Source organism: Lutibacter citreus (assembly GCF_003260195.1).
Taxonomy (GTDB): domain Bacteria; phylum Bacteroidota; class Bacteroidia; order Flavobacteriales; family Flavobacteriaceae; genus Lutibacter; species Lutibacter citreus.
On the sequence record NZ_QEIH01000004.1, the window covers coordinates 183,785 to 196,195 of the forward strand.

General features: G+C 29.0%; 12 protein-coding genes. 7 read left to right on the plus strand and 5 right to left on the minus strand.

Features of this window, described 5'->3' with window-relative positions:
• The 3 genes from DAD81_RS09835 to DAD81_RS09845 form a co-directional block, all read right to left on the minus strand.
• Positions 1–363, minus strand: coding sequence for a CoA-binding protein (locus tag DAD81_RS09835; RefSeq protein WP_111708092.1), 363 nt, complete (start codon positions 361–363; stop codon positions 1–3).
• A gap of 266 nt (positions 364–629) precedes the next feature.
• Positions 630–1,637, minus strand: a complete 1,008-nt coding sequence (locus DAD81_RS09840; protein ID WP_111708093.1) for a 3-oxoacyl-ACP synthase III family protein — start codon at positions 1,635–1,637, stop codon at positions 630–632.
• A 500-nt stretch (positions 1,638–2,137) separates the two neighbouring features.
• Positions 2,138–2,827, minus strand: coding sequence for a nitroreductase family protein (locus DAD81_RS09845; protein ID WP_111708094.1), 690 nt, complete (start codon positions 2,825–2,827; stop codon positions 2,138–2,140).
• Between the two features lie 137 nt (positions 2,828–2,964).
• Between DAD81_RS09845 and htpG the strand changes: the two genes are divergently transcribed.
• From htpG to DAD81_RS09865, 4 genes are all read left to right on the plus strand, one after another.
• Positions 2,965–4,854: a molecular chaperone HtpG gene (gene htpG / locus DAD81_RS09850; protein ID WP_111708095.1), complete on the plus strand. Its 1,890-nt coding sequence runs from the start codon at positions 2,965–2,967 to the stop codon at positions 4,852–4,854.
• A gap of 125 nt (positions 4,855–4,979) precedes the next feature.
• A complete protein-coding gene (locus DAD81_RS09855; protein ID WP_111708096.1) occupies positions 4,980–5,663 on the plus strand; it encodes a hypothetical protein in 684 nt (227 codons plus the stop codon).
• An 8-nt stretch (positions 5,664–5,671) separates the two neighbouring features.
• A complete protein-coding gene (locus DAD81_RS09860; RefSeq protein WP_111708097.1) occupies positions 5,672–6,055 on the plus strand; it encodes an NUDIX hydrolase in 384 nt (127 codons plus the stop codon).
• A gap of 201 nt (positions 6,056–6,256) precedes the next feature.
• Positions 6,257–7,045 (plus strand): RluA family pseudouridine synthase, encoded by a 789-nt coding sequence (locus DAD81_RS09865; protein WP_262511273.1) that lies wholly within the window; start codon positions 6,257–6,259, stop codon positions 7,043–7,045.
• 83 nt (positions 7,046–7,128) lie between these two features.
• Here the strand turns inward: DAD81_RS09865 and DAD81_RS09870 are convergent, their stop codons facing one another.
• Entirely contained in the window at positions 7,129–7,917 is a 789-nt protein-coding gene (locus DAD81_RS09870) for a S1/P1 nuclease (RefSeq protein WP_111708099.1), read from the minus strand.
• Positions 7,918–8,072: 155 nt separating this feature from the next.
• On the opposite strand from DAD81_RS09870, the gene DAD81_RS09875 reads away from it, so the two are divergent.
• The 3 genes from DAD81_RS09875 to DAD81_RS09885 all read left to right on the plus strand — a co-directional run bounded on the left by DAD81_RS09875 (position 8,073) and on the right by DAD81_RS09885 (position 10,138).
• Positions 8,073–8,891, plus strand: a complete 819-nt coding sequence (locus DAD81_RS09875) for an SPFH domain-containing protein (protein ID WP_394340162.1) — start codon at positions 8,073–8,075, stop codon at positions 8,889–8,891.
• Positions 8,892–9,054: 163 nt separating this feature from the next.
• Entirely contained in the window at positions 9,055–9,231 is a 177-nt protein-coding gene (locus tag DAD81_RS09880; protein ID WP_111708101.1) for an Arc family DNA binding domain-containing protein, read from the plus strand.
• Complete coding sequence (locus tag DAD81_RS09885; RefSeq protein ID WP_111708102.1) at positions 9,224–10,138, plus strand: aldose 1-epimerase; 915 nt, start codon at positions 9,224–9,226, stop codon at positions 10,136–10,138. Before DAD81_RS09880 ends, DAD81_RS09885 begins: the two co-directional genes overlap by 8 nt.
• Positions 10,139–10,221: 83 nt before the next feature.
• Here DAD81_RS09885 and DAD81_RS09890 read toward each other — a convergent pair whose 3' ends face one another.
• Positions 10,222–12,387 carry a S46 family peptidase gene (locus DAD81_RS09890; RefSeq protein WP_111708103.1) on the minus strand — a complete coding sequence of 722 codons (2,166 nt, stop codon included), beginning with the start codon at positions 12,385–12,387 and terminating at the stop codon, positions 10,222–10,224.
• Between the last annotated feature and the right edge of the window lie 24 nt (positions 12,388–12,411).

Below are 12,411 nucleotides of genomic sequence, written 5' to 3' on the forward strand. Positions count from 1 at the left end.
TTAGTATTGGTCTAAGCTCAAAAGCACCAAAGTACAGCTATGTTCAAAAGAAATCTTATTCTCTCTTAACAAATTTTCTAATTCTTTATTTTCTGTCCCTGGGTTAAAAATAACTCTTTCAGGCTGTAATTTTAAAATATAATTATAATATTCAACTTGATTATTTTTATTTAAATATAAGGTTATTGTATGAATATTTTTAAAGTCTTCTTTTGAAGTAAAAATTGAAATCCCAGAAACCACCCCTTTTCTATTTCCAACAGCACAAACCTCAACCGCATTGTCTACCAGCCTTTTAATTGCTATATTTGAATATCTATTGGGGTTTATTGAAGCTCCTAAGACTAAAGTTTTCTTTTCCATTTATTAAAAATAATTATAGTTCATCTACATAGGTAATTACCTATTTTTTGAATAGTCTTTTAAAAGTGGCAAACATTACAAAATGAAAAATTGTGAATCAGGTTCTAAAAAAAATAGACCATCTAAAAAGTGAGTCTTGTATAATTCTAAAATTATTTAAGATTCTAATGATTACTAGTTAACCTTAGTTTAAGAATCTTAAATAATTTCAGAATAACATTTCCCAATAGTTTTCAGACTACCTATTTACTTTTAATTTTTTTTTACTACCATCTAATTATAACACTACCCCAAGTAAATCCGCTACCAAAGGCTGCTAAAACTACCAAATCACCATCTTTTATTTTTCCTAACTCCCATGCTTCAGTAAGTGCAATTATTACAGATGCCGCAGTAGTATTTCCATATTTTTGAATATTACTATGAACCTGATCATCTGATAATTTAAATTTCTTTTGAATAAATTGAGTAATTCGCAAATTAGCTTGGTGTGGAATTAGCATATTAATATCAGACACATCTAAATTATTAGCTTTTAATCCTTCATCAATAGCTTGTGAAAAACGTACTACCGCATGTTTAAAAACAAATGTACCATTCATATAAGGGAAATATGACTCATCATTTTCATCATTTTCTTCTAATAATTTTGGTACCCAATGTCTAATACTTGGTGCTAAAACCGTTAATTCTTCTGCATGTTTTCCTTCGGAATGTAAATGCGTAGACAAAATCCCTTTTGAATTATCTTCTGTTCTAGATAAAACTGCTGCTCCTGCTCCATCTCCAAAAATAACAGATACACCTCTACCTCTAGTTGTTTTATCCAACCCTCCAGAATGAAATTCAGAACCTATCACTAATACATTTTTATACATTCCAGTTTTAATAAACTGATCTGCAACAGACATTGCATATACAAACCCAGAACATTGATTTCTTATATCAAGAGCTCCAACAGTTCTTAAACCTAACATTTCTTGAATTTGAACACCACAACCAGGAAAATAATAATCTGGGCTTAATGTTGCAAAAACTATAAAATCTATATCTTTTGGCTGTAATCCTGCTCTTTCTATTGCAATTCTACTTGCCTTTGCACCCATTACTGCAGAAGTATCTTCACTTCCTTCCTTAATCCATCTTCGTTCTTTTATTCCTGTTCGTTCTTGAATCCATTCATCATTGGTATCCATAAACTTTGACAAATCATTATTTGTAACAATGTTATCTGGAACATAATATCCAAGACCCGTTATTTTAGAATTATACATATTTCAACTTTTATATTATCACTTTCCCAAACTTACACAAAACTTCAAGTTTATACAATTAATTTTTTCAAATTCGTGATAATACAATAATGTAAAACTTCTTAAAAATTCGCTTATTGATTTAACTTATAATAAGTAAATATAATTTCTGTAATTTTGATTTGCTACTAATGTTTCTGTAAGTGAAATGGCTAAAAAGCTCAAAATAGAACCTACCAAGATTTATTAAAAAACCCTACTGATGAATTTAACTTTGAACAGTTAACTTTTTCTGAAATATATTAAATCTATTTAAACGGAGGTACTTCTATCTGGAAAGAAAGTGATATGTATAAAAGTTTAACAATTTCTCCTAATGGATCATAAGTTAATGTAACTACAATTTAAAAACCATTTCAAAAGCATACAAAATGTACACAAAGAAGTTTTTGAATATCAACATGAAGATGAATATATAAATTCAAAATAACGGGTTTTTATTATTTTTTAAAAAATCAATTTTAATATACCTTTATAACCTCATCAATGTTTTTTCGTTTAATGTCTGGTACAAATGTTTTTTCAGCTGCATAACCAACTGGCAATAATAAAAACGCACGTTCATTATCTGGACGTTTAAGTATTTTTTCTAAAAATCGCATTGGACTTGGAGTATGCGTTAAAGTAGCCAAACCAGCATTATGAATTGCAGAAATTAAAAACCCACATGCCAAACCAACTGACTCATTAACATAATAATTTTGATGCTTTTTCCCTTCATTATCATATTCAAATGGCCGCTTAAAAACTACAATTAAATAAGGTGCTTTTTCTAAAAAGGGTTTATTAGCATCTGTCCCTAAATGCTTTAAATCATCTAGCCATTCATCACTCATTCTTTCGCTATAACTCTTACGTTCTTCTTTTTCCGCAGCCAATCTAATTTCCTTTTTTAATTCTAAGTTTTTAACAACACAAAAAGTCCAAGGTTGCTTATTTGCTCCAGAAGGCGCTGTTGACGCAGTTTTAATAATATTTTCTATTACTCCCATAGGAATTTCCTTATCCGAAAAATGTCTTATTGAACGTCTCTTATTATTAAAGTCAAAATAGTTTTGAGAACGTTTAATCATTTCATCTTCAAAAAAAGATTCTCCTTCGTATTTAATATGTTTAAATCCATTTATTATTGTAAAATCGTCTGCAATCATAAGTTATAATTAAAAGATAAAAATAGTAAAAAGATTCACAAATTACGTTTCAATATGTCATAATGTCACAGTTACAAGTTTGGTATTCTATTTGACTAACTAAAACCATAATTATAAATTAAAAAAAATACACACATATGGCAACTGGAAATATTAATGTAACTGCTGAAAATATTTTTCCTATTATAAAGAAATTCTTGTATTCAGATCACGAAATATTTTTACGTGAGTTAATTTCGAATGCAACTGATGCAACTTTAAAATTAAAACACCTTTCTACTTTAGGTGAAATAAAAGGCGATATTGGAACTCCAATGTTGGAAATTAAAGTTGATAAAGATAAAAAAGAAATTAGAATTATTGACCAAGGAATTGGTATGACTGGTGAAGAAGTTGAAAAATACATTAATCAAGTAGCCTTTTCTGGAGCTGAAGAATTTGTTGAAAAATATAAAGACAAAGTTGAAGATTCAGGAATTATTGGTCACTTTGGTTTAGGTTTTTATTCTTCTTTTATGGTAGCTGAGAGAGTTGAAATTTTTTCAAAATCATTTCAAGAAGGCTCAAAAGCTGTTCGTTGGGAATGTGACGGAAGTCCACAATATACTTTAGAAGAAACTGATAGAACTGAAAGAGGGACTGAAATAGTTTTACACGTTGATGATGAATCTTTAGAGTTTTTAGAAGAAAGTAGAATTAACGAACTTTTAAACAAATACAACAAGTTTATGCCTATTCCAATTAAATTTGGAACTAAGGAAGAAACTTTACCATTACCAGAAGGTGCTGCTGAAGATGCTGTAGCTGAAAAAATTACAGTAGACAATATTGTAAACAACCCAAACCCAGCTTGGACAAAAAGCCCTACTGAATTAAAGGATGAAGATTACAAATCTTTTTATAGAGAATTGTATCCAATGCAATTTGAAGAACCTTTATTTAACATTCACTTAAATGTTGATTATCCTTTTAACTTAACTGGTATTTTATATTTTCCAAAATTAAGTAAAAGTGTAGATCCTAGTAAAGATAAAATTCAACTATACCAAAATCAAGTTTTTGTAACAGATAATGTTGAAGGTATTGTACCAGACTTTTTACAAATGTTAAGAGGTGTTATAGATTCTCCAGACATTCCTTTAAATGTTTCTCGTTCTTACTTGCAAGCTGATGGAGCTGTTAAAAAAATATCTAGCTATATTACTCGTAAAGTAGCAGATAAATTAATTAGCTTATTTAAAAATGACCGTGAAGGTTTTGAAGCTAAGTGGGATGATATTAAAGTTATTATTGAATATGGAATGCTTTCTGAAGAGAAATTCTTCGAAAAATCTGACAAGTTTGCTTTATTTCCTACAGTAGATAATAAATATTATACGTTTGCTGAGTTAGAAGAAAAAATTAAGCCAGCACAAACAGACAAAGACGATAAAACAATAATTTTATATGCTTCTGACGCTAAAGCTCAACATAGTTATATTGATGCTGCTAAAGAAAAAGGTTACGAAGTTTTATTATTAGATTCTCCAATTGTTTCTCACTTAATTCAAAAATTAGAAGGTACTAAAGAGAACGTTCAATTTGTACGTGTAGATTCTGATCATATTGATAACTTAATCAAGAAAGACGAAGAAAAAATAAGTAAACTTTCTGATGAAGAAAAAGAAACTTTAAAACCTATTATTGAAGAAGTAATTCCAAAAGAAACTTACACTGTTCAATTAGAAGCTATGGATTCTAATGCAAATCCTTTTATGATTACGCAGCCAGAATTTATGCGTAGAATGAAAGAAATGCAAGCTACAGGTGGTGGTGGAATGATGGGAATGGGTAATTTCCCTGATATGTATAACTTAGTTGTAAATACTAATAATGAATTAGTAGGTGAAATTTTAAACACTAAAACTAAAAAGAAACAAGAACGTTTAATTCAACAAGCTTTTGACTTGGCAAAACTATCTCAGGGATTGTTGCAAGGTGAAGAACTAACAGAATTTATTAAACGTAGCTACCAAATGGTTAAATAAACCATTTATATAAAACTTTAAAAAAGCCTTAACAATTGTTAAGGCTTTTTTTTATTATTTTTACCCTAAAATATACATTCCGATTGTATGGCATTTTTTTTGATAGTATTTGTAAAATATAATAAATGAAACTTTTAGCGAAAAATATTCTTGGTTTACTTTTTTTTGGAATTATGGCTGTTAATTGCTATTCGCAAAACGACATTTCTAAAGTCAGGAAAATTGAAAGTGAAATAAACTCAATAAAAAGTACCAACCAATTACAAGCTAAAAAGATAAATCTTGCTTCAAGCACAAATTTAGATAACAGTTTAAAAATTGAAAAAAAATTAGATATAGAAGCTATTAATAAAAACATAAATGATAATAAACAAAACACCAATCACAATTTTTTAATGGAAAACTTGCCAGAAGATAGAGATATTATTGGTAAAAAATATTGGAAAGGTAAAGATGTTACACACGCTAAACTAAGAAGTGATTTTAGTTTGGGTACTGTTACAAGTAGCACAAAGTCTGTTAAAATTGAATGTAGAGATTACAGTGCTATTGATGGCGATAGAATAAGAATTTATTTAAATGAAAAAATAGTAAGTGATAATATTTCATTAAAATCTAATTATTACGTTTATTATATAGATTTAGAAAAAGGTTACAATCGTATAGATTTTCAAGCGTTAAACCAAGGATTATCCGGGCCAAATACAGCTGAACTTTCAGTTTACGATGCAAATGGTAACCTAATCTCTTCTAAAGAATGGAATCTTACTACTGGACAAACAGCTACCTTTGGTGTTATTCAACAATAAATTAATTTATGATTCTTGCAGCATCTGGAATAATTTTACAAAGCAACAAAATACTATTACTACAGCGCTCTAATTATACAGATCGATTCCCAGGCTTTTGGGGATGTCCAGGTGGAAGGGCTGAAAATGGCGAAACTGCAGAAGAAAATGTAATAAGAGAAGTAAAAGAGGAATGCAATCTTAATTTTTCACCAACTAAAATTATAAAAACAGGACTATGGCAAGAAAGAAAATATTATAGATTTCTGGGTAATTGGACTGGTGAAATAAAAATTCAGGAAGAAGAAGTAAATGATTATAATTGGTTTACTTACAACCAAGCTGTAAAACTTCAACTATCTTTTGATTATGAAGAAATTATTAAAATTTTACATCATAAAAAATTAATCTAAATCTGCTTTCAAAAACTCTAAACAATAACATGGTAGTGTTAATGCTACTTTTTTAAAAAGTCTTTAACTAAATACTACCAACCAACAAATTATATAATTAAAACAATTCACTCACATACCGTCCCTAATAATATAGGAAAAATAAGAATTCAAGAATATGCTCCAAAAGTTTTTGAAATTTACATCCCATCTAAAAGTGGAATAAAAAAAGCAATAAAAGCTGGAAGATTAATAGTAAATGGAGAAAAAACTACCACAGCTACTTGGATTACTCCGGGTCAAATATTAGAATTAGTAGTTGACCCAACCAACAAACCAAAAGTCTTTGAATTTAATTTAGAGGTTATTTTTGAAGATGAACATATTGCCGCAATTAATAAACCTGCAGGAATTACGGTTAGCGGAAATTCATTTAAAACTATTGCTAATGCACTGGCCTATAACTTAAAGGAAAGCAACGAACTTGATGCGCTTCTAAAACCAACACCTGTACATCGTTTGGACAACCAAACATCAGGAATTTTATTAATTGCTAAAACAAAAACCGCCCAAATTGAACTTGGAAAACAGTTTAATAACCAATCTATTCAAAAAAAATATTCAACAATTGTAATTGGAGAGGTTCTTAATAATAGCATTATAAATTCACCCATTGAAAACAAACCTTCTGAAACAAGTTTTGAAATAGCGCAAGTTATTAAATCATTAACTTACAGAGAATTATCTTATTTACAAGTCTCCCCAAAAACGGGAAGAACACACCAAATAAGAATTCATATGGCTTCTATTGGGCATCCTATATTGGGTGATAAATTATATGGAAATAAAGAAACTATTCATCAAGGCAAAGGTTTATTTTTATGTGCTTCTGAAATTAAACTACTACATCCAAAAACATTTAAACCTCTTGTTCTAAAAATTCAAATTCCAAATAAATTTACATCGTTATTAGCAAGAGAAAAAAGACGTTGGAATACTTATAATGTTTAGCTAGGGTATAGAAAATTGAGAATCAAAGACAAATATATAGATCTAAACTAACAACTTTGAAGCTCTCAAATTATCTAACTTTATTAAGAAAATAAGTCATTTAAAACCTTCGCTAAACGAATTCCTCCCTTTTGCAATTGAGAACGCACCAATTCAAAGTTTTCATACATATAACTATATCCTAATTTTTCGCCAATTTTAGCAGTACCATAAACCTTAATTGCTAATTTCTGAGTTTCATTTGCCCAGTCTTCAATACTTCCTTTTTGCAAATATTTAACCTGATCTTTTGTGATGCTATTTGTGTTATTTGCCAATTCCGTATAAGTCATATTATAGTGATTTATCATATCTGAATCCCATACTCTATGCAAATTAGTCCCATTATTAAACCACCTTACCTGAATATCATTTCCTCCCTTATCTTCAGTTCTTCCAACATGCATTGGTTGGTGTAAATCACCTATTAAATGAACCAGCATTTTTAAATAAAAATTTTTATCTTCTTCACTCGCTGTTTTACTTAAAAGTATTTCTTTACATTTTTTAATACCTGTAACTAAATCTCCTTTAGGATTTTTTTTAGAATCTTCATATTTAACTCCAAAAGGCATATTCACATAATGCCAAGTATAGAACTCATTATATCGTTTATCTGATTTTATATCATCTCCAAATGTTGATACAAATGCCAAACTATGACCATTTAATAAATCATTAATTTTTCTTTTCGTTTTGCTACTTAAATAATCCTCTGCTATTTTTCCTACTGTGCGATGCCCTGTTGGTCCCCATTCTGGATTACCGCTATATATTATTGAAACAGTAAATAATAATGTTCCAAATATTGCTAATTTCTTAAAATAGTTCATTCTCAAAAATTTTAAGCAAAGTTATAAAAATTAATCTGTGTAATATTTAGAATATTAAAATAAAAAAATATATCTTTATGATATCATATTAATATCACATTAATAAATATATTATGACGCAAGAAAAAATAATAAAAGTTTCAAATGGATACATTATGGCATTCCTAATAATTATATTTTTAGCTGGAATGTTTACTGGGATTTTCAACAAAATAGTATGGCTTATTTTTATGAGTATATTACTTATTATAATAACCGTGCCAGGCTTCTTTTTAGTAAATCCAAATACATCAAAAGTTCTGTTACTTTTTGGAAAATATATTGGAACGGTGAAAGAAAATGGATTTTACTGGGCAAACCCACTTTATAAAAAAAGAGATATTTCATTAAGAGCAAGTAATTTTGATAGCGAAAGAGTTAAGGTTAATGACAAACTTGGAAACCCAATTATGATTAGTACAATTTTAGTTTGGAAAGTAAAAGATACCTTTAAGGCTGCATTTGATGTAGATAATTATGAGAATTTTGTTAGAGTGCAATCAGACGCTGCTGTTAGAAAATTGGCTAGTTTATATCCTTACGACAATTTTGAAGATGATGGAGAAGATGAAGAAATAACACTTCGTGCAAGCGTAAATGAAGTAAGTGAAGCACTTGAAAAAGAACTTTCAGAAAGGTTAGATATGGCTGGAATTGAAGTTTTAGAAGCGAGAATTGGTTATTTAGCTTATGCACAAGAAATAGCAAATGCAATGTTAAAACGTCAACAAGCAACAGCAATTATTGCTGCAAGACATAAAATTGTTGAAGGTGCTGTAAGTATGGTTGAAATGGCTTTAGATAAACTTAGCAAGAATAATGTTATTGAGTTAGATGAAGAACGAAAAGCGGCAATGGTTAGTAACTTAATGGTAGTTCTTTGTTCAGATAAAGACACTACACCAATTGTAAATACTGGCACTTTAAATCATTAAAATGATTAATTTTCTAATTTGAAACTTATAATCAAAATGAATCATATTTTTTTAAGTAATAAAAGTTAAATTAAAATATGAGATTTTACAACAATCCTGATTTACCAATTATGAAGGATTTTTCAAATATAATTACGACATTTGTAAACGATCTAAAATAATTATGTCAAAGAAAAAAGCATTTGCATTAAGGATAAATGAAGATATGCTAAAAGCTATTGAAAAATGGGCTACAGATGAATTTCGCTCAACTAACGGGCAATTAGAATGGATGCTTAATAAATGCTTAAAAGACGCAAAACGTTTACCGAAAAAAACAAATTCAAAAGATAATGTATAGTATTAAAACTACAAAAAACGAGAATTCACTATTAAACCAAGTAACAATTATTAATGAAACACTAAACTTTAAAAGTGTAATTTTCCCTAATTTAGGCGCAGCACTTCAAGAACTTTCAGTAAATAATGTTTCAATAATTGATGGTATTACAGGAGATCAAACGGGATTAGATCTTTACAAAACAAAATTTAATTCTGCCTTTTTATTTCCGTTTCCTAACAGAGTAAAAGATGGGAAATATTCTTTCGAGAATTCTAATTATGAATTAGAGATAAATGAAACTAATTTAAATAACAGACTTCATGGTCATATTTTTAATAAAAGTTTTGCTTTAAAATCACAAAATGCAACTAAAGATAATGCTACTGTAACATTTAGTTATTCAGATAGTGGAATCGCAAAGGGGTTTCCATTTCCTTATGAAATAGAAATTATTTATTCTTTTTCTAAATCATCTATGTCAATAGATTTTAATGTTTTAAATTCTGGAGAATCTTCTTTTCCTTTTGGTCTTGGATGGCATCCTTATTTTAACGCTAAAAATTTAAATAAAAGTATTATAAATTTTAAAGCTGACAAACAATATTTGGTTGATGATCAAATGATACCAAAAGAACAAGTTGCACTAAAATTTAAAACTCCATTAGTTATGGGAGATGCTTTTTTAGATGATTGCTTTATTACAAATAAATCTCAAGTTTCTTTTAAAACTGATGAGTATGCTATTGATATGGATTTCTCTTCTGAAACACCAAATAGTTTTTTACAAAGCTATACTCCAGACACTAGAGATTGTATTGCTATTGAACCAATGACTTGCGCGCCAAATAGCGTTAATAATAAAGATGGTTTATTAACTTTAGCACCTAACAAAACTTACAATTGGAAAGTAAATTTAAAATTCTAAATTATTTTCAATTTTGAATATAAAAAAAAGGCTGACTAAAAAATTAATTTTAGTCAGCCCTTTTTATTGCTTTAAACTTTTCTCTATTTTTTTGGATGTACTAAATCCAATTCATCAATAAGATTTGTTGCTCCTGCATATTTATCAATAATAAATAATACATAACGAATATCTACTGCAATACTACGTACAATATCAGCATCAAAATATAAATCACTCATTGTACCTTCCCAAGTTGTGTCAAACGCTAAACCAGTCATATTTCCTTCTGCATCAACAATAGGACTTCCTGAGTTACCTCCTGTCATATGATTAGTTGATAAATAATTTACTGGCATTTTACCATCTTCACCATACTGCCCATAATCTTTAGTTTCGTATAAATCACGTAATTTTTTAGGTGTATCAAATTCATAATCTCCAGGCTTGTATTTTTCCAAAACTCCTTTTAAAGTAGTTGAAGTTGTATAAAAAACACCATCTTTTGGCTCATATCCTTCTACTCTACCATAATTTACACGCAAAGTACTATTTGCATCTGGAAAGAATCTTTTATTAGGAAACACCTCCATTAAGGCTTTCATATATTTTTTCTGAACTGCTGCAATTTTTAAATTTATAGCTTGGTATGTTGGTTCAATCTTAGTATAAAAAACGGTATGTAATTCCTTACCAAAAGCATATCCTTTATCCGCATTAAGCTTCTCTATAACTTCTTTTCCAGTACCTCTTAATAATCCTTCAACTCCACTTAAGCTAGTAAATTTAGTAGTAGCAAAAATATCTTTTGTTAACGCAGAAAAATCTACGTTTATCATATTTTCTGGGACAAACTCTTTAGGGGCTTTCTCCGCATACAATTCAACTAAACTTTCAAAAACAGATTCATCAACTTTAGCGTTATAATCTTTATAGATTCCTTTATAACTTTCCAATATTGAAGTTCTAGTTTTTTCAAAAGCTTCTTCTCCTCCTCTTTTAAATGCTTGCTCCAGTTGAAATGCTTTAAATGAAGCTGCTAATAATTCTACGTTTCTGTAGGCAACCTCAATCCAATAATCTCTCGCTAAAGAAACATCTTCAATTTCTTTATATAAAGATTCAAAATCAGACAATATAGTTTTATAATCTGTCAACTCTTTTTGTTCAACAATGTTAGTGAAATCGTCTTCTAATTCTCTTTTTATTTCAATAGCATTTGTTTTATGAATACCTTGACTTTCTCCTATCCATTTTTTCCAATAATTTGCAATTGAAGCAAATTTAGATGCATATTGAATATTTATTTCAGGGTCTTGTTTCATATAAGCTCCAACAATTTTCAAAGCCTTATCTCTAATCTCAATTTTAGCTGGATTTATTTTATTTACAATTTGATCAACCCCAATGGCTGGTAAGTATTCATTTGTTCTTCCTGGAAACCCAAACACCATAGAAAAATCATACTTTTCAACACCATCTAAAGAAATTGGTAAATGATGAGCAGGCTTATAAGGCACATTGTCTTTTGAATATTCTGCTGGTCTGTTATTCGCATCAGCATAAACTCTAAACATTGAAAAATCACCAGTATGACGTGGCCACATCCAGTTATCTGTATCTCTACCATATTTACCTATTGAAGAAGGTGGAGCGCCAACTAAACGAACATCTTTAAAAGTTTCAACAACAAATAACATGTATTGATTTCCTTTAAAAAATTCTTTTGTATAAGCACTTTGCCATGCTTCTTTTTCAACATTTTTAGTAACTTTTTGAATATTACTATTAACTAACCTTGCTTTCTCTGTCTCATCCATAGAATCTGTAACACCAGCCATTACTTGGCTAGTAACATCATCTATTCTCTTAATAAAAGTTACTGTTAAACCTTCATTTGGTAATTCTTCTTCCATAGACATTGCCCAAAAACCATCTTCTAAATAGTCATGTTCAACACTAGAATGAGATTGAATTCTACTAAACCCACAATGGTGATTTGTTAGTAATAACCCTTTAGATGAAATTAATTCTGAGGTACAACCATTTCCAAAATGCCCAATAGCATCTTTTAAACTTGATTTGTTTACAGAATAAATATCTTCTGCAGTCATTTTACTACCTAACAACTGCATCTCATTTTCATTCATTCCCTCCAACAGTGAAGGAACCCACATTCCTCCCTGGATTTTTTTTGTATCTACTTGTGCAAAAGTATTAATTGAAATAAATGCAATTGCTAGTAACAAATACGACTTAAAATTTCTCATTTGTATATAATTAATTGTTTAAAT

Bases quoted from the DNA above. Each gene is read 5' to 3' on its own strand.
- DAD81_RS09835 (WP_111708092.1), bottom strand. From the start codon at position 363: ATGGAAAAGAAAACTTTAGTCTTAGGAGCTTCAATAAACCCCAATAGA.
- DAD81_RS09840 (WP_111708093.1), bottom strand. From the start codon at position 1,637: ATGTATAATTCTAAAATAACGGGTCTTGGATATTATGTTCCAGATAAC.
- DAD81_RS09845 (WP_111708094.1), bottom strand. From the start codon at position 2,827: ATGATTGCAGACGATTTTACAATAATAAATGGATTTAAACATATTAAA.
- htpG (WP_111708095.1), top strand. From the start codon at position 2,965: ATGGCAACTGGAAATATTAATGTAACTGCTGAAAATATTTTTCCTATT.
- DAD81_RS09855 (WP_111708096.1), top strand. From the start codon at position 4,980: ATGAAACTTTTAGCGAAAAATATTCTTGGTTTACTTTTTTTTGGAATT.
- DAD81_RS09860 (WP_111708097.1), top strand. From the start codon at position 5,672: ATGATTCTTGCAGCATCTGGAATAATTTTACAAAGCAACAAAATACTA.
- DAD81_RS09870 (WP_111708099.1), bottom strand. From the start codon at position 7,917: ATGAACTATTTTAAGAAATTAGCAATATTTGGAACATTATTATTTACT.
- DAD81_RS09875 (WP_394340162.1), top strand. From the start codon at position 8,073: ATGGCATTCCTAATAATTATATTTTTAGCTGGAATGTTTACTGGGATT.
- DAD81_RS09880 (WP_111708101.1), top strand. From the start codon at position 9,055: ATGTCAAAGAAAAAAGCATTTGCATTAAGGATAAATGAAGATATGCTA.
- DAD81_RS09885 (WP_111708102.1), top strand. From the start codon at position 9,224: ATGTATAGTATTAAAACTACAAAAAACGAGAATTCACTATTAAACCAA.
- DAD81_RS09890 (WP_111708103.1), bottom strand. From the start codon at position 12,387: ATGAGAAATTTTAAGTCGTATTTGTTACTAGCAATTGCATTTATTTCA.